General features: G+C 64.4%; 20 protein-coding genes and 3 tRNA genes. 8 read left to right on the top strand and 15 right to left on the bottom strand.

Features of this window, described 5'->3' with window-relative positions; all coding sequences use genetic code 11:
• From M622_RS40460 to M622_RS37700, 4 genes are all read right to left on the bottom strand, one after another.
• Positions 1 to 138 (bottom strand): GTP-binding protein (locus M622_RS40460; RefSeq protein ID WP_245543110.1); only part of this gene is annotated, 138 nt, incomplete at its 3' end.
• Positions 139 to 175: 37 nt separating this feature from the next.
• Positions 176 to 250 (bottom strand) — tRNA-Thr (locus M622_RS37710).
• A gap of 17 nt (positions 251 to 267) precedes the next feature.
• Positions 268 to 341, bottom strand: a tRNA-Gly gene (locus tag M622_RS37705).
• A gap of 94 nt (positions 342 to 435) precedes the next feature.
• Positions 436 to 520, bottom strand: a tRNA-Tyr gene (locus tag M622_RS37700).
• Positions 521 to 794: 274 nt separating this feature from the next.
• On the opposite strand from M622_RS37700, the gene M622_RS37695 reads away from it, so the two are divergent.
• The 3 genes from M622_RS37695 to M622_RS37685 all read left to right on the top strand — a co-directional run bounded on the left by M622_RS37695 (position 795) and on the right by M622_RS37685 (position 6,006).
• Positions 795 to 4,346, top strand: coding sequence for an indolepyruvate ferredoxin oxidoreductase family protein (locus tag M622_RS37695; RefSeq protein WP_245543109.1), 3,552 nt, complete (start codon positions 795 to 797; stop codon positions 4,344 to 4,346).
• A 77-nt stretch (positions 4,347 to 4,423) separates the two neighbouring features.
• Complete coding sequence (locus tag M622_RS37690) at positions 4,424 to 5,188, top strand: class I SAM-dependent methyltransferase (RefSeq protein ID WP_021250910.1); 765 nt, start codon at positions 4,424 to 4,426, stop codon at positions 5,186 to 5,188.
• A gap of 113 nt (positions 5,189 to 5,301) precedes the next feature.
• On the top strand, positions 5,302 to 6,006 hold the full coding sequence (locus tag M622_RS37685; RefSeq protein WP_021250909.1) for a P-loop NTPase family protein: 705 nt from the start codon (positions 5,302 to 5,304) through the stop codon (positions 6,004 to 6,006).
• A gap of 27 nt (positions 6,007 to 6,033) precedes the next feature.
• On the opposite strand, the gene M622_RS37680 is transcribed toward M622_RS37685, so the two are convergent.
• On the bottom strand, positions 6,034 to 6,672 hold the full coding sequence (locus M622_RS37680; protein ID WP_021250908.1) for a response regulator: 639 nt from the start codon (positions 6,670 to 6,672) through the stop codon (positions 6,034 to 6,036).
• 242 nt (positions 6,673 to 6,914) lie between these two features.
• On the opposite strand from M622_RS37680, the gene M622_RS37675 reads away from it, so the two are divergent.
• From M622_RS37675 to M622_RS37665, 3 genes are read left to right on the top strand one after another with little or no spacing between them, the layout of a single operon-like run.
• Positions 6,915 to 7,838 carry an ABC transporter substrate-binding protein gene (locus tag M622_RS37675; RefSeq protein WP_157282139.1) on the top strand — a complete coding sequence of 308 codons (924 nt, stop codon included), beginning with the start codon at positions 6,915 to 6,917 and terminating at the stop codon, positions 7,836 to 7,838.
• Entirely contained in the window at positions 7,835 to 9,775 is a 1,941-nt protein-coding gene (locus tag M622_RS37670) for a hybrid sensor histidine kinase/response regulator (RefSeq protein ID WP_021250906.1), read from the top strand. Before M622_RS37675 ends, M622_RS37670 begins: the two co-directional genes overlap by 4 nt.
• Before the next feature lie 52 nt (positions 9,776 to 9,827).
• The gene (locus M622_RS37665) at positions 9,828 to 10,253 is read left to right on the top strand and encodes a PhaM family polyhydroxyalkanoate granule multifunctional regulatory protein (protein WP_021250905.1); all 426 of its coding nucleotides are present in this window, start codon (positions 9,828 to 9,830) and stop codon (positions 10,251 to 10,253) included.
• 65 nt (positions 10,254 to 10,318) lie between these two features.
• Here M622_RS37665 and M622_RS37660 read toward each other — a convergent pair whose 3' ends face one another.
• From M622_RS37660 to M622_RS37625, 8 genes are all read right to left on the bottom strand, one after another.
• Positions 10,319 to 11,509, bottom strand: a complete 1,191-nt coding sequence (locus M622_RS37660; protein WP_021250904.1) for a CaiB/BaiF CoA transferase family protein — start codon at positions 11,507 to 11,509, stop codon at positions 10,319 to 10,321.
• 52 nt (positions 11,510 to 11,561) lie between these two features.
• Complete coding sequence (locus tag M622_RS37655) at positions 11,562 to 12,797, bottom strand: phenylacetate--CoA ligase family protein (RefSeq protein WP_021250903.1); 1,236 nt, start codon at positions 12,795 to 12,797, stop codon at positions 11,562 to 11,564.
• 76 nt (positions 12,798 to 12,873) lie between these two features.
• Positions 12,874 to 13,704: an ABC transporter ATP-binding protein gene (locus M622_RS37650; protein WP_217995340.1), complete on the bottom strand. Its 831-nt coding sequence runs from the start codon at positions 13,702 to 13,704 to the stop codon at positions 12,874 to 12,876.
• Between the two features lie 166 nt (positions 13,705 to 13,870).
• Positions 13,871 to 15,208 (bottom strand): ABC transporter substrate-binding protein, encoded by a 1,338-nt coding sequence (locus tag M622_RS37645; protein ID WP_245543108.1) that lies wholly within the window; start codon positions 15,206 to 15,208, stop codon positions 13,871 to 13,873.
• A 117-nt stretch (positions 15,209 to 15,325) separates the two neighbouring features.
• Positions 15,326 to 16,390, bottom strand: a complete 1,065-nt coding sequence (locus M622_RS37640) for a branched-chain amino acid ABC transporter permease (protein ID WP_021250900.1) — start codon at positions 16,388 to 16,390, stop codon at positions 15,326 to 15,328.
• Positions 16,391 to 16,416: 26 nt separating this feature from the next.
• Positions 16,417 to 17,340 (bottom strand): branched-chain amino acid ABC transporter permease, encoded by a 924-nt coding sequence (locus M622_RS37635; protein ID WP_021250899.1) that lies wholly within the window; start codon positions 17,338 to 17,340, stop codon positions 16,417 to 16,419.
• 19 nt (positions 17,341 to 17,359) lie between these two features.
• Entirely contained in the window at positions 17,360 to 18,175 is an 816-nt protein-coding gene (locus M622_RS37630) for an ABC transporter ATP-binding protein (protein WP_021250898.1), read from the bottom strand.
• 17 nt (positions 18,176 to 18,192) lie between these two features.
• Positions 18,193 to 20,163, bottom strand: coding sequence for an AMP-dependent synthetase/ligase (locus M622_RS37625; RefSeq protein ID WP_040831352.1), 1,971 nt, complete (start codon positions 20,161 to 20,163; stop codon positions 18,193 to 18,195).
• 258 nt (positions 20,164 to 20,421) lie between these two features.
• On the opposite strand from M622_RS37625, the gene M622_RS37620 reads away from it, so the two are divergent.
• On the top strand, positions 20,422 to 21,492 hold the full coding sequence (locus M622_RS37620) for a hypothetical protein (protein ID WP_021250896.1): 1,071 nt from the start codon (positions 20,422 to 20,424) through the stop codon (positions 21,490 to 21,492).
• A gap of 3 nt (positions 21,493 to 21,495) precedes the next feature.
• Positions 21,496 to 22,620 (top strand): peptidoglycan -binding protein, encoded by a 1,125-nt coding sequence (locus tag M622_RS37615; protein WP_021250895.1) that lies wholly within the window; start codon positions 21,496 to 21,498, stop codon positions 22,618 to 22,620.
• 68 nt (positions 22,621 to 22,688) lie between these two features.
• Here M622_RS37615 and M622_RS37610 read toward each other — a convergent pair whose 3' ends face one another.
• Positions 22,689 to 23,093 (bottom strand): DUF2721 domain-containing protein, encoded by a 405-nt coding sequence (locus M622_RS37610; RefSeq protein ID WP_031347527.1) that lies wholly within the window; start codon positions 23,091 to 23,093, stop codon positions 22,689 to 22,691.
• 142 nt (positions 23,094 to 23,235) lie between these two features.
• Positions 23,236 to 26,514 carry a fused isobutyryl-CoA mutase/GTPase IcmF gene (gene icmF, locus M622_RS37605; protein WP_021250893.1) on the bottom strand — a complete coding sequence of 1,093 codons (3,279 nt, stop codon included), beginning with the start codon at positions 26,512 to 26,514 and terminating at the stop codon, positions 23,236 to 23,238.
• Between the last annotated feature and the right edge of the window lie 240 nt (positions 26,515 to 26,754).

The raw sequence follows: 26,754 nt of genomic DNA, 5'->3' as shown, positions 1-26,754 counted from the left end.
CAGCGTGGTCTTGCCGTGGTCAACGTGGCCGATGGTGCCGACGTTTACGTGCGGCTTCGTCCGCTCAAACTTGCTCTTTGCCATATCGTTATCCTTACAATCAGAACCAGAAAAACCAGTGCGGCGCCCAATCGCAATCGAATTGGCCGCCGCGACAGGCCAGGCAGAAAATGAGTGGTGCCCTTGACGTGGATTGAACACGTGGCCTCTCCCTTACCAAGGGAGTGCTCTACCACTGAGCTACAAGGGCGCCGAAAACGGCACATCTGGAGCGGGTGAAGGGAATCGAACCCTCGTCATAAGCTTGGAAGGCTTCTGCTCTACCATTGAGCTACACCCGCGCCTACCACCGCAAGAAACTTGCAGCCGATTCCACAACCCGCTACAAGCCTCACGTCGACCGCAACAACAGCGCAGCGCGACGCCATGTATTTCTGGTGGAGGGAGAAGGATTCGAACCTTCGAAGGCTGAGCCGTCAGATTTACAGTCTGATCCCGTTGACCGCTTGGGTATCCCTCCACGCGGGAGCCCCGCACTATAGGCAAGGCACCCTACCGTGTCAAATACTTTTTCTATTTCTGCGCCGGAACCTACATGAGGTGGTCGGCGTCTTCCTCCGCAAGGGGCTCGGGCGTGCATTTTTCTCCCTGAGTACTTACTGATGGCGCGGCCTTGGTGATCAAGCCGCAGTCCAGTCCTTTGCATGGCCAGGCGCGGGCCACCTGACCCAGGTCCGGAAGGGCCCGCGCTGGAAGGAGACCGTGTCATGGCCGACGGTGATCAAGAGTCACACATGCCCACTCCCAGCCTGGATGACAGATACACGTCCGGCACTGGCCGCGTCTATCTGACTGGTTACCAGGCGCTGGTGCGCTTGCTGATGATCCAGAAGAGGCGCGACGAGATGGCCGGGCTCAACACCGCCGGCTTTGTCTCAGGCTATCGTGGCTCACCACTCGGCGGTCTCGACCAGACCCTGTGGAAGGCGCGTGCCCATCTGGAAGCCCACGACATCGTGTTCCAGCCCGGGATCAATGAAGACCTTGCGGCGACTGCAGTGTGGGGCAGCCAGCAGGTGCAGCTCTCTCCGGGCGCGCGCTACGCCGGGGTGTTTGCCCTCTGGTATGGGAAGGGGCCGGGGGTGGACCGCTGCGGCGACGTGTTCCGTCATGCCAACGCGGCAGGCAGCGCGCGCTTTGGAGGCGTGCTGGTGGTGGCGGGCGACGACCACGCCGCAAAATCCTCCACCCTGCCACATCAGACCGATCACTTCTTCAAGTCGATGATGATGCCGGTGCTGGCGCCGGCAGGGGTGCAGGAGTACATCGACTTCGGCGTGCACGGCTATGCCTTGTCACGCTACTCGGGCTGCTGGGTGGCGTTCAAGGCGCTCGCGGATTCGGTGGAGACTTCAGCTTCGGTCGATATTGCCCCCGAGCGCATTGAAGTGGTGACACCCACCGACTTCACGCTGCCCGCCGACGGACTCAACCTGCGCTGGCCGGATCCGCCGCTGGTGCAGGAAAAGCGCCTGCTGCACTTCAAGCTCTACGCCGCGCTGGCCTACGCGCGCGCCAACCAGCTCAACCGCCTCATCATCGATTCGCCCAGCCCACGCCTGGGCATCATCACCAGCGGCAAGAGTTACCTGGATGTGCGCCAGGCGCTCGATGAGCTCGGCATCGACACCGCCCTCGCCACCGCGATCGGGCTTCGCCTTTACAAGGTGGGCATGGTGTGGCCGCTCGAGGCCGACGGTGTGCGCCGCTTCGCCGAGGGGCTGGACGAAATCCTGGTGGTGGAAGAGAAGCGCCAGCTCATCGAGTACCAGCTCAAGGAAGAACTCTACAACTGGCGCGAGGATGTGCGCCCGCGTGTGGTCGGCAAGTTCAACGAAAAGGGCGAATGGGCGCACGCGCTTCACCCCGACGGCTCCATCGATCACGGCGACTGGCTGCTGCCGGCAGCGGGCGAACTCACCCCCGCGATGATCGCACGCGCCATCGCATTGCGCATCGGCCGCTTCGTCACCTCGGAGCGCATCCAGGCTCGCGTCGCCTTTCTCGAAGCCAAGGAGCAGGCCCTGGCACAGCGCTCGTTCAGCGCCGATCGCGTGCCCACCTTCTGCTCCGGCTGCCCGCACAACACCTCCACACACCTGCCCGAAGGCAGCCGTGGGCTGGCCGGCATTGGCTGTCACTACATGGTGACGTGGATGCCCGAGCGCCGCACCGGCACCTTCACCCACATGGGTGGCGAGGGCGTGCCCTGGGTCGGACAGGCGCCCTTCACCGACGAAAAGCACATTTTCGCCAACCTCGGCGATGGCACCTACTTTCACTCCGGCCTGCTGGCCATCCGCCAGGCGGTCGCGGCCAGGGTGAACATCACCTACAAGATCCTCTACAACGACGCCGTGGCCATGACCGGCGGCCAGCCTCACGACGGCCCGCTCAGTGTGCCTATCATCGTGCGCCAGTTGCAGGCGGAGGGGGTGCACAACATCGTCGTCGTCACCGACGGCACCGCACGTGCCTACGGGCCGGCCGACATCCCGCACATACCCATGCGCCACCGCGACGAGCTCGACACCATCCAGCGCGAACTGCGCGACTCCGGCGGCGTCACCGCGCTGATCTATGACCAGACCTGTGCCGCGGAGAAGCGCCGCCGGCGCAAGCGCGGCACCTACCCCGACCCGGCACGGCGTGTGTTCATCAACACCGCGGTGTGCGAAGGCTGCGGCGACTGTGGCGAACAGTCGAACTGCATGTCGGTCGTGCCGCTGGAGACCGAGCTCGGGCGCAAGCGCCGCATCGACCAGTTCTCGTGCAACAAGGACTATTCCTGCCTGAAGGGCTTCTGCCCCAGCTTCGTCACCATCGAAGGTGGTGGCCTGCGCAAGGGCGAGGCCCGTGGAGGCGACGACACGCATTTCGCCACCCCGCCGGCACCACAACTTCCACCCACCACCCGCCCCTTCGCCATCCTCGTCACCGGCGTGGGCGGAACCGGGGTGGTCACCATAGGCGCGCTCATCGGCATGGCCGCCCACCTCGACGGCAAGGGCGTCACCGTGCTCGACATGACCGGGCTGGCGCAAAAAGGGGGCTCGGTCTATAGCCACATCCGCATCGCCGATGAGCAGGAAGCACTCCACGCGGTACGCATCGCCGCCGGCGAGGCCGATGCGGTGATAGGCGGCGACCTCATCGTCAGCGCCAGCGTCGAGGCGCTTGCCAAGATGGCCAGCGGACGCACGCGGGCGGTGGTCAACACCGCAGAAATCCCCACCGCGGAATTCGCGCACAACCCCGACTGGCGCTTCCCGCGTGCGCAGATGATCGCCGCCGTGCGCGCGGCCAGCGCCGCGGACAGCGACTTCATCGATGCACAAGGCATGGCGCTGGCGCTCCTTGGCGACGGCATCGCCACCAATCTGTTCCTCCTCGGCTTTGCCTGGCAGCGCGGCCTGGTGCCGGTGTCCGAGCACGCCTTGCTGCAGGCGATCGAGCTCAATGCCACGGCCGTCGACCTGAACAAGCGCGCATTCCTGTGGGGGCGGCGGGCGGCGCACGACACCGACGCCGTCGAAGCTCACCTCACCACAGGCGCCGTGGAAACCGCTCTCGAACCCGGTCTGGACGCGCTCATCGAACGCCGTGCCGCGATGCTGACGGACTACCAGGACGCGGCCTATGCCGATCGATTCCGGCGTCTGGTGCACCGCGTGCGCGAAGTGGAGAGCGCCCGGGTCGGTGCCGACAGCACCCGGCTCACGGAGACCGTTGCCCGCAGTTACGCCAGACTGCTCGCCTACAAGGACGAATACGAGGTCGCCCGCCTGTACACCGGCCCCGCCTTCTGGCAACAACTGGAGGCGACTTTCGAGGGCGACTATCAGGTGCGCTTTCACCTCGCCGCCCCTCTGCTGGCACGGCCAGATCCGAGCACGGGCCGCGTCACCAAGCGCAGCTTCGGGCCGGGCATGATGCGCGTATTCCACCTCCTTGCGCGCCTCAAGGGCGTGCGCGGCAAGCGCTGGGACCTGTTCGCCTACAGCGCGGAACGCCGCGCCGAGCGCGCGCTGATCACGCAGTTCGAAGCCGACCTCGAGGAAGTGCTGAGCACGCTCGACAGCGAGCGCTTGCCGCTGGCCGTGGCGATTGCCGGGCTTGCCGATCAGATCCGCGGCTTCGGCCACGTCAAGACCAGAAACATGGCGCGGGTGGCGGAGCAGCGCAAGGCCCTGCTTGCACAATGGCGTCGCCCGCACGCACCCGCAGCGGCGCGCGCGGCCACCGTCACCAGCAAGGAGCCCGGCACGCAGGCGTTCAGCGCATGAGCCGGGGCTGCGCTGCGCGCCGCACAGCACAGCGGGCGGCTATGATCCGGGGCTCAGCTCCATTCACGCCCCGCCCGATGCCACCCGCCCTCAAAGCCCTGCTCGCCCAGATCCTGGGTGCGGCGGGCGCGCTCGCCCTTGCCCGCAGCGGCCTCCTGAGCGGGCTGTGGCCGCTGCTTGCGGCACAGGCCACGCTCGCCGCCGGCACCGCGCTGTTGCTGCGCAGTGCACGCTGGTGGCTGCCGATCCATCTCGGCTTTCTGCCGCTTGCGGTTCTTGCCCACGGGCTGACACGGCACTTCGGCCTGCACCCGGGCTGGTACCTGGCTGGCTTCGTATTGCTGCTGCTTGTTTACTGGACGAGCTTTCGCACCCAGGTCCCGCTCTATCTCAGCAACCGCGCTACCGCCAAAGCGGTGCTCGACCTGCTGCCGCCCACGCCGGCGCGCGTGCTCGACATCGGCGCAGGCACAGGCTCCTTGCTGCGTCCGCTGGCGCACGCACGCGACGACTGTCGCTTCACCGGCATCGAGCTGGCGCCAGCACCCTGGCTGCTCGGGCGTGTGCTTGGCGCGCGTCAGCCGAACATCGAGTGGCGGCGCGGGGACCTGTTCAGCCTGTCGTGGTCGGAGTATGACGTGGTGTATGCCTTTCTCTCACCGGTACCGATGCCTGCCGTGTGGGCCAAGGCCAGGACCGAGATGAAGCCCGGCAGCCTGCTCATCAGCAACAGCTTCGCCGTCCCCGAGCGCACGCCGGAGCAGGTGCTCGAAGTGCAGGACCGACGCGCGACCCGACTCCATGCATATCGGATCAGCGAGGGCGACAAGACCTGCCAATAGTCTGAAATGAGCGCACGAAGCCTCGCTTTTCCACCGCTTGCGGAGATCGATGTGCCGCGATAATCCTCATCCTGCGGTCAAGCATTGACAGCAAGAAAAGGACGGACGCATTCATGGCTGAGATCATCTGTGTGATCGGCAACAAGGGGGGCACCGGCAAGACCACGCTTTCGCACATGCTGTGCCAGGGCCTGGGCCTGCTGGGGCAGCGCGCCGCGTGCGTGCTCACCGACACCACACGCGAACCGCTGCTGCCCAACGGGCGACGCTACGTCACCGCCGACGCGCGCACACGCGACTCGCTCACCAAGGTGGTCGACAAGCTACGTACGCTGGACGACTGGATCGGCGTCATCGACGGCGGCGGCAACCGCACCGAGATGGACCGCAAGTTGTACGCCATGTCGGACATCGTCCTGCTGCCCTTTCGCGAGTCGCACGAAGACATCCGCACCGTGATGCGCGACCTTGAGATGTTCCCGCGCGCCTACGCGGTCCCCACCCAGTGGCCTACCAACGCCTGGCAGCGCGAGGCCGCCGATCGCACCGTGGCGCTACTGATGGGCGCGTATCGCCACCGTATCCTGCGACCGGTCAATGCGCTGTCGGCGTCGAAATTGCTGCTGCAGAAACAGGTGCCGGATCAGCTGCCAACACCCCTTGCCAACGCCTGTCGTGCGGTCGCCCGTCAGGTGTTGCAGGTGCTCGAGATCGAGTTCATCGATCACGACGAAATCGAACACATCGGCGAGACCGAGCCCTTGCCCGACACCGAGATGCCGCTGCGGCTGGCAGGTGGGGCGCGCCGCGCGCACTGAGGCGAAGCTCGCCCGATGGGGCTGCCCTCACTTCATCAAACGGGTACCGTGCCGCGACATGACCACCAGAGCCTGGGCGCGGCTCGAGACCCCCAGCGCACGAAAGATCGCCGTCATGTGTACCTTGACCGTGCCTTCGGAGACATCGAGGAGGTCGGCGATCTCGCGGTTGGATTTGCCCGCGGCAAGCAGTTCCAGCACACGCCCCTGAGCCGCCGTCAGCTCATAGCGTTCGCACGCCGGCATGCTTGCACGCTTCAAGGGAGGCGCGACCGAGCGCGCCTCCGGCAGATGCACGCCACCGTCGAGCACCACGCGCAAGGCCTGCAGCAAGACCTGACTCGAACTTGACTTGGAGACGTAGCCCAACGCCCCGGCCTTGATCGCACGCCGCACGGAAGCCTCGTCATCGATCGCCGAGACCACCACCGCCGGCACGGCCGGGAAACGCTTCCCCAGCACGGCCAGCAGCGAAAACCCATTCATGTCAGGCAACATGAGGTCGATCACTGCCAGATCGAGCTCGGCATCCCTCTCCAGACAGCTCAGAGCCTGATCGGCACTGCTTGCCTCCACGCACACCAGACCGGGTTGTAGCCGCGCCAGACTCTGCGCCATGGCTTCACGCACCAGCGCATGGTCGTCGACGATGAGTATCCTGCTCACATGTCGCTCCCACCGGAACCCCGGCTTGATGCCTTATGATGCGCGAAGCATAGCACGCAGGGGTCGACGCGCCCTCCCATATCCACGGCCTGAGCGCCGACCATGCTGTGCACGCCGCCTCTCCCATTGACACGGCCATTTTACGTCATGCGCCAACTCCTGGCCCCTGCCGCTGCACCCGCTTTCAGGCGCCCCCTCGCAGGCGGGCGTAACCTGGGTGCGGCGGTGCATCAGGCGCGATGATGCAGCGCGCCCTCCCTGCCTGGCTGCGCCTTCTCGTTTTCAGCGGCATGCTGGCAATCTCCAGCGTGGTGTCGGCTGCGCCGCGTGTGCTCATCATCACCCAGGCCTTCGAGGGCCCACATGCCGAGACCCTGGCCGCGCTGCGTCATGCACTGGCCGGAACCGAGGTCGAGCTCAAGGTCCAGCTTGCCAGCGCCCCCAGCCTGCAGCATGAGCCAGCGTCGATCGTTGTCACCATCGGCAGCGAGGCCGCAGCCCTTGCCGCAGCCTCGCCGAGCCATACCGACACCCCCATCCTCCATACCTTGTTGCCGGCCAGTGCCGTCCCAGCGCCGACTGAGGGTCGTGCGCAGACGATCGCCATCGTGCTCGATCAACCTGCTACCCGGCTCGTCACCCTGTTGCGCCTTGCGCTGCCGCAGACGCAGACGATCGCGCTCATCGCCGGACCGAGCAGCGAACTCGCCGTAGACCGCGTGCGTGCGGCTGCACAGGACGCTGGCCTGAAGGTCAGGCAAAGTCACATCGACAACAGCGACGCCCTCTTCCCCGCGCTGCAGCACGTCCTGGTGGAGCCAGCGGTGCTGGTCACCATCCCTGACGCCGTCGTTTTCAATCGCTACACGGTACAGAACATCCTGCTTACCACCTTCCGCCGGCGCTCACCGGTGCTGGGGTTTTCCGCCGCCTACGTGAGGGCTGGCGCCCTGCTCGGCCTGTACTCGACACCCACCCAGGTCGGCGAGGACGCCGCTGATGCCGTGCTCGATCTGATCGCCGGCAGACCACGGCCTGCGCTCAGTCCACCACAGCGCTTCGAGGTCGGCGTCAACAACACGGTCGCGCGCGCGCTGGGCCTGGAGCTGCCCACTGCAGAATCACTCATGCGCGAGTTGCGCCGCGTGGAGGCCAGCGCACCATGATCACGAACTGGGGCGTACGCGCACGGGTGATGCTGGCCGCAGTGCTACCCATGCTGGTGCTGGCGGTGATCATGACCACCGTGTTTACCGCCCTGCGCCTGGCGGATCTGAACGACACCCTCGGCGCCCGTGGACGCGCCCTCGCGCGCCAGATTGCGGCGACCAGCGAGCTCGCCACCTTCGCTGGCGACCGCGGGGCCTTGCGCCAGATCGCAAGCGCCGCGACCGGCATGGACGATGTGCTTGCAGTGCGGATATTCGATCGTAACGGCACCCTGCTCGCGGCCAGCGGCGAAACGGATACCGCCGCCATCCTGCCCACCCTGCTCCCCAGCGCCAGCCAGTTGCCCGATCGCGCCTTGCTCCGCTTTGCCGAACCGATCCGCCCGCCTGCGATCGAGATCGAGGATGGACTGCCACTGGTGGCGAGCGCCGCGGCGGGCACCGACGGCGCCCCCCAACAGGGTGCGGTGATGGTGGACCTGTCGCTCAAACCCTTGCACAAACGCCGCCTGCAGTTACTGCTCACCGGCGCAGGCTCGATGTTGATCGTGCTGCTCGGCAGTGTGCTGCTGGCCGCACGGATGAGCCGCGGGGTGAGCGGACCGATTCGTGCTGTGGCCGATGTGGTGCTGCGCATCGGCCACGGTCAACTGCACGAACGCGCAACGTCACGCGCGGGCGGCAGCCTGCAACGCCTGGCGCAGGGTGTCAATGAGATGGCCGAGCGCCTTGAGCATGCTCACCAACACCTGCGCACCCAGATCGAGGAGGCAACCGCGGAGCTGCGCGCGCGCACGGCGGAAGCCGAACACGCCAACGTCGCCAAATCGCGCTTCCTCGCCGCTGCCAGCCACGACCTGCGCCAGCCCATGCACGCTCTCGGCCTGTTCATCTCTGAGCTGTCGCAACAGGCGCTAGACGCGCGCAGTCGTCAACTCGTCGAGCGCATCACCACTTCGGCGAGCGCGATGGACCAGCTGCTCGACAGCTTGCTCGACATTTCACGCCTGGACGCAGGCGTACTCACACCCGAGTTGCACACCTTCGACCCTGCACCCATCCTTGCGCGCATTCACGCTGAGCAGGCCGCTACGGCAACCGCACACGGAATACGACTGCGCTTGCGACCGGGCCGCTCGCACAATCACGTGTACAGCGACCCCATGCTGTTCGAACGCATCGTGGGCAATCTCGTCGGCAATGCCGTACGTCACACGCGCGACGCCACGGTACTGATTGCTTGCCGCCGCCGTGGTGACATGCTGCGGGTGGAGGTGCGTGACAGCGGCCCGGGTATCGCGCGCGAATCACAGCAGACGATCTTTCAGGAGTTCATCCAGCTCGGCAATCCCGAACGTGCGCGCGACAAAGGGCTTGGCCTGGGGCTTGCAATCGTGCGCCGTCTGGTGGACCTGCTTGACCATCGCCTCGAGTTGCATTCAGCCCCGGGACGGGGGTCGGTCTTTGCGCTCGAACTGCCACTCAGCATCGCCCCTGCTGACACGCCGCCCAGCGATGAGGCACGCTTGCTTGGCAGCCTCGCCGGCATTCGTGTGGCGGTGGTGGAGGACGATCCACTGGTGCGCGATGCAATGCTGGGTCTGCTCGCTTCCTGGGGCTGTGAGCTGACGGTGGCGAACAACGCCGAACGTCTCTTTGCGCAGCTTGCTGACGCGGCCACACAACCCGAAGTGCTGATCACCGATCTACGCCTCGGCGGCACTCTGGACGGCATCGAACTTGCGCTGGACATGCGCGCGCGCTCAAGCGCACTGCATGTCGTGCTGATCAGCGGCGACACCGCGCCCGAGGCTCTGGCACGGGCCCGTGCCGCCGGCCTGCCCTTGCTGCACAAACCGCTGCGCCCGGCGAAACTGCGCGCCCTGCTGCATCGCATGCTGGGCGCTGCACGCGCATCCGGGCTACAGCAGTAAGGCTGTGATCGGTTACCATGAGGAATCATCAACGGCGCTCGGGAGTATCCCAATGTCTCAGGATCAAAACGCGCAGGACCCGCTCGAATTCGTCCGCGGCATGTGGAGCAACATGGGCTTTTCCTTGCCAGGCATGGTCACGCCCACCCTCGACGTCGAAGAGCTCGACAAACGCATCAAAGACATGAAGGCGGTTGAGGGCTGGTTGAAGATGAACCTGAACATGCTGCAGATGAGCATTCAGGGCCTGGAGATGCAGCGCGCCACCATTGCGGCGGTCAAGGCCATGAGCCAGCATGCTGCAGGGGGCGAGGGGGCAGCGGAAGGGGCCGCCAACCCCTTCGCTTCGGCAGCCACCATGTGGCCGTGGAATCTCATGAGTGGCGAGCAGGGCCAGAGCGATGCTGCCACCAAGGCCGACACCGACGCCGCCAGCAAGTCGCGCAGCACGCGGCGCAAGTCAGGCGACGACAAATAAACCACGCCGCGCAAAACACCCACGGCCTGTACGTGTGACAGGCCGTTTTCGTTTCTTCAGCCTGACTAGATGATGCCGCCCTGGCGCAGATGATCGATGTCGGCCTGAGCGAAGCCCGCCTCGCTCAGCACTGCATCGCTGTCAGTCCCGGCCACGGCTGGCGCTGGGCGGGTGGCCATGGCCGGCATATCCGACAGGCGCAGCACAGGCCCGAACTGACGCACGCCGTCCACCTCGGTGACCATTCCACGCGCCTGCAGCTGGGAATTTTCGAGACTCTCCTGCAGCGTCAGGACCGGCGTCACGCAACAATCCACGGCGTCGAAAACAGCCACCCATTCCGCCTGGGTGCGCGCACCAAAGATCTCTGCCAACTTCGCCTTGGCGCTCTCCCCGGCCCCGCCCGTCGCCAGATGGAAAGGCTTCAGATCAGGACGGTCGAGGGTGTCGCACACAAGTCCCCAGAACTTCTCTTCCAGGGCACCGACCGCCATGTAGCGATCGTCGGCCGTGCGGTACACGCCGTAGCAAGGCACCGCACCGGTGAGCAGATCCTCACCGCGCGGGCGTACCTGCCCCTGCGCCAGCACCTCGATGAGCGGGAAGATCGCATGCGCCATCACGGCGTCCGTCATCGCCACGTCAACGAAGCGGCCCTTGCCACCCGCGCGCGCATCCACCAGCGCGACAAGGATGCCGAACAAGGCCGTCATCGTGCCGCCGAGCAGGTCACCGAGCTGCAGATTGGACATCGCGGGCGCGCCACCCGTACTGCCGATCTGGTCGAGCACACCGGCATAGCCGATGTAGTTGATGTCGTGCCCGGCGCGCAAGGCGTAGGGTCCGGTCTGCCCGTAACCGGAGATGCTGCAGAACACCAGACGCGGATTGAGGCGTGCCAGCGCTTCGTAGCCGAGGCCGAGCTTGTCCATCACGCCGGGCCGGAAGCCCTCGACAAGGATGTCGGCGGTCTCCACCAGCTTCTCGAAGGCGGCCTTGCCGGCCGGATGCTTGAGATCGATACGCAGGCTGCGTTTGTTACGGTTGACGACCTGATACAGGTAGCTGGTGTCGCCGCCCATCGCACCCAGGCTACGAGCATAATCGCCGGCGCCGGTGTCTTCGATCTTGACCACGTCGGCACCGTAGTCGGCAAGATGCTGGGTGGCGAGCGGACCGGGCAGCAAGCGAGTCAGGTCGAGCACGCGCACGCCTGCCAGCGGCAGGCGTGCATTGGTTTCAATGTCGTGGGTCATGGGCAGCAAAGCGACGGCCGACGGGCCTCGCGTGGAGTGAAGGAATCAGGGTTCAGGCGTAGCTACGCACGTCGTCGATCATCTTGCCATCATTTGCGAGCGCGCCCTGGGGCATGAAGGCAACATCGCCTCGCAGCTTGGTCAGCTCGCGGATACTGGCGCCGATCGCCGCTGCCAGCGCCTCACTGCCGCCACCCGCGACTTCGCACATCAAGGTCATGCGATCGTTGAGCTCGGGGTTGTCAACCACCAGACGCGCACGCCGGATCGCGGGATGACGCTGCATGATCTGCGCCACCTGGCCCGGATGGACGAACATGCCTTTGACCTTGGTTGTCTGATCGGCCCGCCCCATCCAGCCCTTGATGCGCAGGTTGGTGCGCCCGCAGGGCGAGCCCCCCGCCAGCACGGCCGACAGGTCGCCGGTGCCGAAGCGGATGAGCGGATAATCAGGGTTGAAGGTGCTGACCACGACCTCGCCCACCTCGCCCGCCGCCACCGGATCACCAGTGCCAGCACGAACGATCTCGAGCACGATGTCTTCGTCCACCACCAGGCCCTCGCGCGCCTCGGTCTCGTAGGCGATCAGGCCAATGTCAGCGGTGGCGTAGGCCTGGTAGGCCTCAATGCCACGTGCAGCAAAGGCATCGCGCAAGCTGGGCGGAAAGGCTTCGCCCGATACCAGCGCCTTGGTGAACGAGGCCTTCACCCCCATCTCGTCGGCCTTGTCGAGCAGGATGCGCAGGAAGGACGGCGTTCCCACATAAGCATTGGGCTGCAGGTCGATCATTGCCGCCAACTGCTGCTCGGTCTGACCGACACCCGCCGGAAACACCGTGCACCCCAGCGCGTGTGCCGCGGTTTCCATCATCGAGCCGGCCGGGGTGAGGTGATAGGAGAAGGTGTTGTGCACCAGATCGCCGGCACGGAAGCCCGCTGCGCGCAGCGCACGCGCGAGACGATAATAGTCCGGTCGTGCGCCTTCGGGCTCATAGAGCGGGCCGGGCGAGGCGAACACCCGGCGGCAGGCCGCGCCCCAGCCCACCGCCGAGAAGCCGCCAAAGGGTCGCGCCGCCTTCTGCAACTCGAGCAATTCGGACTTGCGTGTCACCGGCAGCGTGGCGAGTTGCTCACGCGTGCACACTGAGTCCGCATCGACGTCGGCAAGCAGGCGGCCGAAAGCCGGTGCCGTGGCACGGGCATGCGCAATCTGCGCCGGCAGTCGCGCCATCAGTTCGCGCTCGCGCGCCTCTGGATCGCGGGTCTCGCGCGTGTCGTGAAGGTTCATTTCGACTCCCTGCCTGAGGCCTTGTTTGCTTGCGATCAGTGCCGTCGTTGTCAGCCCGTTGCCGCCAACGCGCGCGTCAGCTGAGCCAGCGCTTGCGTCGGCGATAGTGCTTGACGTCGCGGAAGCTCTTGCGGCCCTCGCCCGACAAGCCAAGGTAGAACTCCTTGACGTCCTCGTTGGTGGCGAGCTCCTTCGCTTCGCCCTCCATGACAATGCGGCCGTTTTCCATGATGTAGCCAAAGTCGGCGTAGCGCAGCGCGACCATGGTGTTCTGCTCGGCAAGCAGAAAGCTCACGCCCTCCTTGCCGTTGAGATCTTTCACGATTTCGAAGATTTCCTCGACGATCTGCGGCGCCAGGCCCATCGACGGTTCGTCGAGCAGAATCATCTCGGGCTTGGCCATCAGCGCCCGCCCGATCGCACACATCTGCTGCTCACCACCGGAGGTATAGCCGGCCTGCGAGCTGCGCCGCGTCTTCAGGCGCGGAAAGTAGTGGTAGACCTTGTCGAGGCTGTCGCGCAACTCGGTGCGCGATATCTTGCGTGTGTAGGCGCCGGTGAGCAGGTTTTCCTCGATCGTGAGGTGACCGAAGCAGTGCCGCCCCTCCATGACCTGGATCACGCCGCGGCGCACAAGTTCGTTCGGCGTCATCTGGTCGATGCGCGCGCCCTTGAACTCGATGTTGCCCTTGGTGACGTCACCGCGCTCGGCGTGCAGCAGGTTGGAGATCGACTTCAGCGTGGTCGACTTGCCAGCACCGTTGGCGCCCAGCAAGGCAACGATTCCGCCTTGCGGCACCTGCAGCGACACGCCCTTGAGCACCAGAATGACGTGGTTGTAGATCACCTCGACGTTATTCACGGCAAGGTAGGGGACCGCAGTCGCGGCAGCTTCGGTGGCGTTCATGCTGGTCATGTGCTTGTCGTCTCCATCCAATCGTTCACCCAGTAGCGCTCGGTGAAGGCCTGTGCAGGCACCGCCGAACACGGCGCAGGGCCTGTGCAGGCCGCCCCTCGCGAGGCAGCCGGCCGCCACCGCCCCGTACGCCGCAGCACACGGGGCGGCGGGCGATTTACTCCTTCGAGCAGTCGCGCGGGGTGATGCCCTTTTCCTTCGCGTACTTGTCGGCCCCAGCTTTCACCAACGGATCGATGACGCTCATGTCGGCTTCGTACCAGTCCGAGGTGGTCTCGTACTTGTCGCCGTTCCAGGTGATGATGCGGGCCCAGCTCGAACCCATGTGGTCGGCACACGAAGTCTTGACCGGGCGCATCAGGTTGCCAAAGCCGAGCTCATCCAGGCGCGCCTGGCTGATGTCCAGATTCTCCAGACCCCAGCGCACCTGCTCAGGCGTCACCGCCTTGCCCTTGCCGTACTTCTCCTGCGCAGTACGGATGGCCTCGACCGTCAACATCTGGATCATCATGCCGCGGGTATGCGCCACCGTGCCCACCTCGGCACGCGAATCGGCCGAACCCTGATTCTTGTCGTAGACGTACTTGAGGATGTCGTCGTGCGCCTTGCCATAGTCGGCCGAACCCTGGATGGCGATCGCGTTATAACCCTTGGCGGTGGCGCCGAGGTCACGCACGTCGGACTCCGATCCCGCCCACCAGATGCCGTAGATCTTCTCGCGCGGGAAACCGGTGGCCTGCGCTTCGCGGATCGAGGTCGGCGTCATGATGCCCGCCGCCCACAAGATGACGTACTCGGGCCGCTGCTGGCGAATCTGCAGCCAGGTCGACTTCTGCTCCACGCCCGGCGCAATCACCGGCAGCAGCATCAGTTCGAAGCCGTGCTTCCGTGCCAGAGCCTGCAATGCGGTGATCGGCTCCTTGCCGTAGGGCGAGTCGTGGTACACCAGCGCCAGCTTCTTGCCCTTGAGCTTGTCGACGCCGCCCATCTTCTTGGCGATGTCCTGCACGATGATGTCAGACGCGGTCCAGTAGGTGCCCAATAGCGGGAAAGACCACGGAAACACCGACCCGTCAGCCGAGTCCGAGCGCCCATAGCCCATGGTCATCACCGGCACCTTGTCCAGCGGCGCCTTGTCCATCACCGCATAGGTGATGCCGGTGGACTGGGTGTCGAACAGGCTACCACCGCCGCCCTTGGTTTTCAGGCGCTCGTAGCACTCCACGCCGCGGTCGGTGTTGTAAGCAGTTTCGCACTCTTCATAGACCATCTTCACGCCGTTGATGCCACCGTCACGCTCATTGATCATCTTCAGATAATCGAGCTTGCCATTCGCCCACGGGATACCAAGCGGCGCGAACGAGCCGGTGCGGTACACCAGCAAGGGAATGAACTGCTCGGACTGCGCCGCCGCGATCGACGGCGCGGTCAGCGCAAAGGCCATGGTGCCGGCGACGGCCAGGCCGCGAATACCGTGTGCAAACTTCGTGTTCATCGTCTTCATCTCCATTCGATGTGGCCAACGGTGGTGGCGCGGAGCAGGCGGATGGCCTGCCTGTGCGCTGATTTGCCGATCTGTGCCGGCTCATTCGTATCAATATTCGGCAGGCGCTCAGTACGGGAAGGGCCACAGCCGCAGTTTTTCCCGGCCTATGCTCCAAAGGCGTGCCAGACCGTGCGGTTCGGCGATCAGGAAGATCACGATCAGCGAACCGAAAATGATGTGCTCCAGATGGACTGCGGTATCGACCGAGAGCGGCAGTCCAAACAAGGCGGGCACGTTGGTGAGCACGATCGGGAGCAGCACGATGAAGGCGGCACCGAAGAAGCTGCCGACGATCGAACCCAGGCCGCCGATGATGATCATGAACAACAGCTGGAAGGAGCGATCAAGGCTGAAGGCCAGCGGCTCCCACGCCCCCAGATGCATGAAACCCCACAGCGCACCGGACACACCGACGATGAAGGAACTCACCGCAAACGCCGTCAGCTTGGCGTAGGCGGGGCGGATGCCGATGACGCCGGCGGCAATGTCCATGTCGCGAATCGCCATCCACTGCCGACCGGTGGTGGTACGCACCAGGTTCTTTGCGATGACGGCAAACACCACGACGAAGCCCAGACAGAACAGGTATTTCTGCCACGCCGACTCCAGCGGCAGGCCGAAGAAGCTCAGCGTACCCACCGACACCGAGCCCGAAGCGGAGTGATTGGTGAGCGCAGGGATGCGCAGAAAAGCCCAGTCGAGGAAGAACTGCGCCGCCAGCGTGGACACCGCCAGATACAGGCCACGCAGGCGCAGGCTGGGGATGCCGAACACCACCCCCACCGCGGTGGCGCACAGACCACCGAGCAGAATCTGCACCAGCAGCGGCACCTCCGGGATGCGCACGCCGATGTTCCACGCTGCGTAGGCACCCACCGCCATGAAGGCGCCTGTACCCAGCGAGATCTGCCCGCAGTAGCCAACGAGAATGTTCAGGCCGATGGCCGCCAGCGACAGGATGAGGAAGGGGATCAGCACCGCACGCAACAGATAGTCGCTTGCCAGCATGGGCACGAGCAGGACGGCGATCGCCACCAGGGCCAGGACCGCAACACGATCCTGAGTGACCTTGAAGATACGCAGATCTTCAACGTAGCTGGCCTTGAATTGTCCGTTTTCACGATAGAACATGAGTCAAATCTCCAGGCGCCGTGCGCTCAAACGCGGTCGATGTGCTTTTCGCCGAACAGGCCTTCAGGCCGTACGAGCAGGACAAGCAGCGCGAGCGCGTAGGCAAACCACACTTCGATGCCGCCGCCCACGAAGGAACCGAGATAGACCTCGGACAGCTTCTCGCCCACGCCGATGATGAGGCCACCGAGAATCGCGCCCGGCACCGAGGTCAGGCCACCGAGGATCACCACCGGCAGCGCACGCAAGGCCACCGTCGACAAGGAAAACTGCACGCCCAGCTTGGAGCCCCAGACGATGCCGGCCACCAGCGCGACCACGCCCGCCACCGACCACACCACCACCCAGATGCGGCCCAACGGAATACCGACCGACTGCGCTGCCTGGTGGTCATCGGCCACCGCGCGCAGGGCACGTCCCACCTTGGTGTATTGGAACAGCAGCGCAAGCGCCGCAACCAGCGCAGCCCCTACCAGCGCCGCGATCAAGTCGTCCGGGTTGAGCAGGATGCCGCCCTCGAACACGTCCTGAAACAGGAACAAGGGCTCCTTGGGCATGCCCACATCGATCGTGTACACCGAACTGCCGAATACGGTCTGGCCAAGACCGTCGAGCACGTAGGTGATGCCCAGCGTTGCCATCAGCAGCGTGGTCAGCTCCTGATTGACCAGATGGCGCAGCACCAGGCGCTCGATGGCGATCGCCAGCGCGATCATGAAGGCCACGCTCATGAAAAAAGCGATCACGTTGCCGAACAGCATGCTGCCGGTGAGCTCGATCGCCCACGCCGAGAAGCGCGCCATCGCCAGCGCGGCGACCAATACCATCGCCCCCTGGGCAAAGTTGAACACGCCCGACGCCTTGAAGATGAGCACGAAGCCAAGGCCGATCAACGCATACAGCACGCCGGTCATCAGGCCGCCGAGCAGGGTCTCGATAAAAAATCCCATGATTGCGTCCTCTTCGGGTTCAGTGACTGGTGCCGAGGTAGGCGGCAATCACATCGGGGTTGTTCTTCACTTCGTCGGGCGCACCGTCGCCGATCTTGCGACCGTAATCGAGCACCACAACGCGGTCGGAGATGTCCATCACCACCCCCATGTCATGCTCGATGAGCACGATGGTGGTGCCGAACTGGTCATTGACGTCGAGGATGAAGCGGCACATGTCCTGCTTCTCCTCCACGTTCATGCCCGCCATCGGCTCATCAAGCAGCAGCAGTTCGGGTTCGGCCGCCAGGGCACGCCCGAGTTCGACGCGCTTTTGCAAGCCGTAGGGCAGTCGACCCACCGGCGTATGACGGATGCCCTGGATCTCGAGAAAGTCGATCACCTCTTCAACCTTGATGCGGTGCTCGATCTCCTCCTTTTGCGCACGTCCCCAGAACAAGGCGTGCTGGAACAGGTTGCACTTCATCTTCAGGTTGCGCCCGGTCATGATGTTGTCGAGCACGCTCATGCCCTTGAACAAGGCAATGTTCTGAAAGGTGCGGGCAATGCCCTGAGCGGCGGCCACCTGCGGCTCCATCTTGCGGCGCTCTTCGCCGCGGAAGTGGATCCTGCCTTCCTGGGGGTGATACACGCCGTTGATCACATTGAGCATCGAGCTCTTGCCGGCGCCGTTGGGGCCGATGATCGAGCGGATTTCGTGCTCGCGGACGTTGAAGCTGATGTCGGTGAGCGCCTTCACCCCGCCGAAGCGCAAGGAGATGTTCTGCAGGTCGAGGATGACCTCGCCCTGGCCGCGTGCCGGCGCTGTGACGGTGGCGGAGTTGATGTCGGTCATGTTCACTCTTGGTCTCCTCAGGCCGCGCGCTGGCCGGTCTGCGGCGCAAAGGTCTTCACTTGCTCGATGCGCAGATCCGCCGAAACCTTGCCGCTGCGCCCGTCTTCGTACTTGACCTGGGTCTCGATGAACTGGCTCGTCTTGCCGTCGAACATGGCATCGATCAGCACGCCGTACTTTTCGGCGATGAAGTTGCGCCGCACCTTGCGCGTGCGTGTCAGCTCACCGTCATCGGCATCGAGCTCCTTGTGCAGGATGAGGAAGTGCTTGATCTGCGAACCGCTCATGTTCGGGTCCGTCACCAGGTCGGCATTGGTCTGCTCCACACAGTCGCGGATGAGCTCATAGACTTCGGGCCGGGCGGCGAGATCGGTGTAACCCGAATAGGCCATGCCCTTCTTTTCGGCCCAACTGCCGACGGCCTCGAGGTCGATGTTGATGAAGGCGGTGGCAAAGTCCTTGCCGTTGCCGAAGCTCACCGCCTCCTTGATGTACTGGAAGAACTTGAGCTTGTTCTCGATGTAGTTGGGCGCGAACATCGAGCCATCGGTCATCTTGCCCACGTCCTTGGCACGGTCGATGATCTTCAGGTGGCCGTCTTCGTCAAAGAAGCCAGCATCCCCGGTCATGAAGTAGCCGTCGGCGTTGATCGATTCGGCAGTGGCGTCGGGGCGCTTGTAATAAGCCTTCAACAACATCGGCCCCTTGACCAGGATCTCGCCGTTGTCGGCGAGCTTGACCTCGACGAAGGGCGCGGGCTTGCCCACCGAATCGAGCTTGATCTGGCCATCGGGTTGCAGGCAGACGTAGGCGCAGGTCTCGGTCTGGCCGTAGAGCTGCTTGAGGTTGATGCCGATCGAGCGATAGAAGCGGAACAGGTCCGGGCCGATCGCCGCACCTGCGGTATAGGCCACCCGGATGCGGCTCATGCCCAGCACGTTCTTGAGCGGGCCGTACACCAGCAGGTCCCCCAGCCAGTACTGCAGCCGATCGGCCGATGAGACCGATTTGCCATCGAGAATGTCGGCGCCACAGCGGCGCGCGACTTCCATGAAGTGATGAAAGAGCTTGCGCTTGAGAGCACCGGCATCTTCCATGCGGATCATGACCTGGGTGAGCAGGTTCTCGAACACGCGCGGCGGAGCGAAATAATAGGTGGGACCGATTTCACGCAGATCGGTCATCACCGTTTCACCCGACTCCGGGCAATTGATGGTGAAGCCGGCCACGGTGCCCTGGGCGAAGGAGAACAGATGATCGCCCACCCAGGCCATCGGCAGGTAGGACAGGATATCTTCGCGGTCGGTGAGCGTATCGAACTGGATGCCGCCGCGCGCCGCCGAAATGAAGGCTTCGTGGGTCTGGCACACGCCCTTGGGCTTGCCGGTCGTGCCCGAGGTGTACAGCATCACCGAGATGTCCTCGGGGGCGCCCTTGGCGATCTCGCCTTCGATGAAATCCGGCTGGTTGCGGTCGTGGATGCGCCCCATCTCCTGCAACTCATCCAGGCCCATCAGCAGGGGCTGGGTGTAGTGACGCATGCCGCGCGGCTCATCGTAGATGACATGTTCGAGCAGCGGCGCTTCGCCCGCAATCTCGAGCATCTTGTCGACCTGCTCCTGATCCTCGACGATCGCAAACTTGATCTCGGCATCCTGCAGCACGTAGACCATCTCCTGCGCCACCGCGTCCTGGTACATCATCACCGGAATGCCGCCCAGACACTGGCAGGCGGCGATCGACCAATACAGCCGTGGCCGGTTGTCGCCGACGATGGCAATGCGGTCGCCACGCCTGAAGCCGAGTTGCGCCAGACCACAGGCGATCGCGCGCACGTTTTGGGCCACCTGCGACCAGCTGTAGGTTTGCCAGATGCCGTACTTCTTCTCGCGCATCGCCGGCCGCTGCGGCCGCACTTGCGCATGGTGCATCAGGTAACGCGGAAAGGTGTCCAAGTCCCCTTCCTGGCCTGCAGTGCGCCCGTCCATGTCGGCCATGCCCCATTCTCCTTCGGTGTCGTGCTGCCTGTACCCTCACCCCGGCCCTGGCGGGCGGGGCGCCACGGCGCGCTTACCGTGTCGATTCAGGCTGCAGTGTCGCAAGCCATGTTTGCGCAACTGTTGGCAGAATGTAGTCAATTGTTCCAAGTCCGGAGGCCGTGCCGCCCAGCGCGGCTTGTTCCGGTGGCATGCCACGAATCGCGCTAGACTGCAGGCCACGCCAAACGTCTCGCGGAGCGCTTGTCCATGGATTACAAGGTCTTCACCAAGCCCGTCCATGTCACCACCTGGATGGGTCTTTTCCTCGCCCTCGTCGCCGCCCTTGCGGCCTTTCTCGTGCCTCAGCTCAAGCACGCCTTCATGGCCAATGCGGCGTTCAATGGCGTGATTGTTTTCGTGCTGGCGGTGGGAATCGCCGTCAATCTGCGTCAGGTGTGGCGGTTGCAGCGCGAGGTGCTGTGGATCGAGTCCTTTCAGCAGCGCCCAGACATCGATGGTCTGCGCCCGGTATTGCTCGCGCCCATGGCACGTCTGCTGGCCAGTCGCAAGCGCGGTCAGATTCATCTGTCGCCCGCCTCGATGCGGACCCTGCTCGACAGTGTGCAGATTCGCCTTGAAGAACAGCGCGACCTGTCGCGCTATCTGATCGGACTGCTGATCTTTCTCGGGCTGCTCGGCACATTCTGGGGCTTGCTCGTCACCATCCGCTCGATCGGCGAGATCATCGGCGGCATGAGCGTCGGCACCGACCCGGTGGCGATGTTCGAAGCTCTCAAGAGCAAGCTCGACACCCCACTCGGCGGCATGGCCACCAGCTTCTCGACTTCGCTGTTCGGCCTGGCGGGCTCGCTCATCGTCGGCTTCCTTGATCTGCAGTCGGGCCACGCGCAGAACCGTTTCTACAACGAGCTCGAGGAATGGCTGTCGCACATCACCCGCCTGCCTTCAAGCACCGGCATCGAAGGCGATGGCAATGTGCCGGCCTACGTGCAGGCCTTGCTCGAACAGACCGTCGAAGGCCTGGACCGCATGCAGCGCTCGGCGCTCGACTCCGAGCGCGAGCGTCGTACCACGGCCGACCACCTGGCCGAGCTCAACACCCAGCTCGGGCGCCTGGCCGAGCTCGTCGGCCGCGAATCACGCGACCTCTCCGCACTATCGACCTCGCAGGAAGACCTGCGCACCCTCATCCGCCAGCTCGCCCAGCAGCCGGCACAGGGCGCGCAGTTCTCCGAAGACCTGCGCGCCGAGCTGCGCCTGCTGTCGCGCACCATCGCCGCCGCGCTGGGCGGCAGCGGCACCAACAGGGCGCAGTGAGCCATGGCACGTCTGTCTCGCCGCCGGGGGCTGGATTTCTGGCCTGGCTTCGTCGACGCCCTCGCCTCGCTGCTGATGGTGCTGGTGTTCGTGATCCTGATCTTCGTCATCGGTCAGTTCGTGCTTGCCGATGCGGTGAGCGGGCGCGACCGCGCCCTGGCCCAGCTCAATGCCGAACTGAGCGTGCTCGCGCAAACCCTGAGCCTGGAAAAGACCGCACGCGAAGCCGCCACCAGCCGCGTCGGCGAGCTCAGCGCCTCGCTCTCGAGCTCCGAGCACGAACGCGAAGCCTTGTCGACCGAGCTGCAGACCGCCCGCGTTGAGCTCCACACTGCGCAGGACGAGGCCGCCGCCCGGCGTGACGAAGCGGCGCGACTGAGTGCCGACATCGCCGCGCTGCAGCGCCTGAAGGCCGAACTGGAGGCCGAGGCCGCGCGCCTGGCCGGCGCACTGGATACCTCGGACAGGCAGCTGCAGGCGCAGACCGTGGCGTCCGAACAGGCCATCGCCCAGGTCGAACTCCTCAACCGCCAGCTCGCCGCAGTGCGCAGCCAGCTCGAACAGCTCAACGCCGCGCTCGCCTCCGCTGAAACCGCCGCGCGCGACAAGGACCTCAAGCTTGAAGAGCTCGGTCGCGAGCTCAATCTGGCGCTGGCTGCGCGCGTACAGGAGCTGGCGCGCTATCGCTCGGAGTTCTTCGGGCGCCTGCAAGCGGTGCTGGGCCAGCGCAAGGACATCCAGATCGTCGGTGACCGCTTCGTGTTCTCAAGCGAAGTGCTGTTCGCCACGGCCTCGGACGAAGTCAGCGCCGAAGGCATGATGCAGCTCACCCGGCTGGCGGAGACGCTGAAAACACTGTCGGCCGAGATCCCCACCGATCTGCCCTGGGTGCTGCAGGTCGACGGCCACACCGACCGCCGGCCCATCGCCACTGCACGCTTCCCCTCGAACTGGGAGCTATCCACTGCGCGCGCCCTGGCCATCGTCAAGTTCCTGCGCAGCCAGGGCATCTCGCCACAGCGCCTGGCCGCGACCGGCTATGGTGAGTTTCATCCGCTGGACACGCGCAACAGCGAAGAGGCCTATGCGCGCAACCGCCGCATCGAGCTCAAGCTCACCAGCCGCTGAGCCTGAGCATTGAGCCGGCTCACTCCATCCCCAGCATCGAACGACAGCCGCGCGACGCAGAACCACACTTATCGCGGCGAGCCTGTCTCGCGCGCGGCTTCGAGATCGCTCACCACCAGGGCCAGTGCCTCGGTCGAAATCAACACTTCGATCAGGGACAGGATCAGTGACAGCGTGAGCGCGAGAATGCTGGCGCCAAACAGCAACTTGCCCGGCAATTCGGCCTCGACGAACAAGGCGAACATGGACAGCGCGCACAGCAGGAAGCTGAGCACGCCAAAACCTTGCATGTACTTCGTCAGCATGATGCGGCGCTTGAGTCCCGGCAGCTGACACTGCACCAGTGCCGCCCCCCGATTGGGCGAAGTGTTCAACTGCCGGATCACCTGCGCCAAAGTCAGGAAGCGGTTGGTATAGGCGAGCAGCAGCAGCGAAATCGCGGGAAAGAGCAAGGCAGGGGTGGTGAGATCCATGGCGTCGCTGGACGAAACGGGGACGAGCCCCATTGTCCCGCAGGACACGGGGCCTGTCCGCTGTTTCGTCCACATAAAAAAAACGGCGCCGAAGCGCCGTGTCCCATTAGGGAGAGGGGAAGACTGTGAACAGCGCTGCGCCTTACATGCTGCGGCGGTACTGACCGCCCACCTTGTACAGCGCCTCGGTGATCTGACCCAGCGAGCAGTAGCGCACCGCGTCGACCAGCACCGCAAACACGTTGGCGTCCTCGATCACCGCCTGCTGCAGTCTGGCCTGCCACTTGGCGGCATGCTCCTGGTTGCGGCCGTGGAAGTCAGCCAGACGCTTGAGCTGGCCCTGCTTCTCTTCTTCGGTCGAACGCGCCAGCTCGATTTCCTGCTGCGCCTGGCCCTTGGGGTTGAGGAAGGTATTGACGCCGATGATCGGGTAGGAGCCGTCGTGCTTCTTGTGCTCGTAGTAGAGCGACTCTTCCTGAATCTTGCTGCGCTGATAGCCGGTTTCCATCGCACCCAGCACCCCACCACGCGAAGCGATGGCCTCGAACTCCTTGAGCACGGCTTCCTCGACCAAATCGGTGAGCTCTTCGATGATGAAGGCACCCTGGTTGGGGTTCTCGTTCTTGGCCAGACCCCATTCGCGGTTGATGATGAGCTGGATCGCCATCGCACGACGCACCGACTCTTCGGTCGGGGTGGTGATCGCTTCGTCGTAGGCGTTGGTGTGCAGCGAGTTGCAGTTGTCGTAGATCGCGATCAGCGCCTGCAGCGTGGTGCGGATGTCGTTGAAATCCATCTCCTGCGCGTGCAGCGAGCGCCCGGAGGTCTGCACGTGGTACTTCAGCTTCTGGCTGCGCTCGTTGGCGCCGTACTTGTTCTTCATCGCCACCGCCCAGATGCGGCGAGCAACGCGGCCGATCACCGAATACTCGGGGTCCATGCCGTTGCTGAAGAAGAAGGACAGGTTGGGCGCGAAATCGTCAATGCTCATGCCGCGCGCCAGATAGCTCTCGACATAGGTGAAGCCATTGGAGAGCGTGAAGGCGAGCTGGCTGATCGGGTTCGCACCGGCCTCGGCAATGTGATAGCCCGAGATCGACACCGAGTAGAAGTTCTGCACCTGGTTATGAACGAAGAACTCCTGGATGTCGCCCATCATCTTGAGCGCGAACTCCGTGCTGAAGATGCAGGTGTTCTGACCCTGGTCTTCCTTCAGGATGTCAGCCTGCACCGTGCCGCGCACGGTCGACAGCGTCCATGCCTTGATCTTCTGGTACTCGTCCTCGGTCGGCTCACGACCGTTGTCAGCCTTGAACTTGGTGATCTGCTGGTCGAGCGCGGTATTGAAGAAGAAGGCCAGGATGATGGGCGCCGGACCGTTGATCGTCATCGACACCGAGGTCGTCGGTGCGCACAGGTCGAAACCGTCGTACAACACCTTCATGTCGTCGAGGGTGGCGATGGAGACGCCCGAGTTGCCGATCTTGCCGTAGATGTCCGGACGCGGGTCAGGGTCGCAGCCGTACAAGGTGACCGAGTCGAAGGCCGTCGATAGACGATGCGCCGGCATGCCTTCGGACACACGCTTGAAGCGACGGTTGGTGCGGAAGGCATCGCCCTCGCCGGCAAACATCCGCGTCGGGTCCTCACCCTCGCGCTTGAACGCGAACACGCCAGCGGTGAAGGGGAAGGAGCCGGGGACGTTTTCCTTCATCAGGAACTTGAGGGTCTCGCCATCGTCGTCGAGGTTGGGCAGTGAAACCTTACGGATCTTGGTGCCGGACAGCGACTGCGAGGTGAGCTGGGTGCGGATCTCCTTGTCGCGGATCTTCACCACGTACTCGTCGGCCGCATAGAGCTGCTTGGTGGTCGGCCACTGCTCGAGCAGCTTCTTCGCCGCCGGACTGAGCTCGCCGTCCTTCCAGTTGATCAGCTCGTCAAAGCTCGCCAGCTCGGACCCCGCGGTCTTGCCGCAGTGCTCGAACAAGCCCTTTGCGATCTTCAGCGACTGGCGTTCGCGTGCCACACGCGCCTGCTGCTCGATGTGCTTGTGGTAGCCACGCACGCTGTCGGCGATCTCGGCGAGGTAGCGGATGCGCTCGGCCGGCACGATTGCGCGCCCCTCGCTCGAGGCCTTCACCTTCACCACCGGCAGGCTGCTCTTGGCCACCTTCAGGCCCTTGCCCACCAGCGCCGGCAGCATCGCCTGGTACAGCGCGGTGACGCCGTCGTCGTTGAAGCGCGCCGCCATGGTGCCGAACACCGGCATCTCCTCGGTGTTCTGGCTGAACAGCTCGCGGTTGCGCTGGTATTGCTTGCGTACATCGCGCAGGGCATCGAGCGCGCCCTTGCGGTCAAACTTGTTGATCGCAACGAAGTCGGCGAAGTCGAGCATGTCGATCTTCTCGAGCTGACTGGCGGCACCGAACTCCGGCGTCATCACATACAGCGACAGATCCACGAAGGGCACGATCGCGGCGTTGCCCTGGCCGATGCCCGAGGTCTCGACCACGACCAGGTCAAAGCCCGACAGCTTGCAGGCGGCGATGACCTCAGGCAGCGCAGCCGAAACCTCGGACCCGGTGTCGCGCGTCGCCAGCGAGCGCATGAAGATGTTCTCGTGCTCGATCGCATTCATGCGAATGCGGTCGCCCAGCAAGGCACCGCCGGTGCGCTTGCGTGAGGGGTCGATGGAGACGATGGCGAGCTTGAGCTTGTCGTTCTGGTCGAGACGGAAACGGCGCACGAGCTCGTCGGTGAGCGAGGACTTGCCCGCACCGCCGGTGCCGGTGATGCCCAGGGTCGGCACCTTGGTCTTGGCTGCGGCGTCGATCAGGGCTTTCTTGACCTCGTCGCCATAAGCGCCGTTCTCCAGCGCGGTGATGATGTGCGCCAGTGCGCGCCGATCACCGGCTGCGAGCGCCTTCAGCACCGCGTCCGCCTTTTGCGGCGCGACCTTGCTGACATCGAAGTCACAGCGCTCGACGACGCTGTTGATCATGCCCTGCAGGCCCAGCTTGGCGCCGTCTTCGGGCGAGAACACGTGGGTGACGCCGTAGGCGTGCAGCTCCTTGATCTCGGCCGGCACGATCACGCCGCCGCCGCCACCGAAGACCTTGATGTGCTCGCCACCGTTGGCCTTGAGCAGATCGATCATGTACTTGAAGAACTCGACGTGACCACCCTGGTAGCTGGTGATGGCGATGCCCTGCACGTCCTCTTGCAGCGCAGCGGTGACGATCTCGCCGACCGAACGATTGTGCCCGAGGTGAATGACCTCGGAGCCGGTCGCCTGCAGGATGCGGCGCATGATGTTGATTGACGCGTCGTGGCCATCGAACAGTGCCGCGGCGGTGACGAAACGAACCTTGTTCTTGGGCTTGTAAGGCTGCAGCTTGTGCGCAACGCTCAGATCGGTCATGTCGGTCTTCCCCCGGACGAGTTGAAGGTGGTCGTGCTGTTATGCGTTCCATACTAAAAGCAGGCAAGCCGCTTTGCCATTGCGCTTGCCGACGTCCATCATGCAAAATCCGCCAATATCGGGAAACAAGGAGTGCGCCGGGTGAACAAGGACGCAAACACATCGCCCACCACCACCACCGCTCGCCACGTCCCCCGCCACCGGCCACGCCATCATGCCACGGTGGCAAAGGGATTCGTG

Origin of the sequence: Thauera terpenica 58Eu, assembly GCF_000443165.1 — a bacterium.
Classification (GTDB): domain Bacteria; phylum Pseudomonadota; class Gammaproteobacteria; order Burkholderiales; family Rhodocyclaceae; genus Thauera; species Thauera terpenica.
This window is presented reverse-complemented; position numbering and strand designations above follow the sequence as displayed.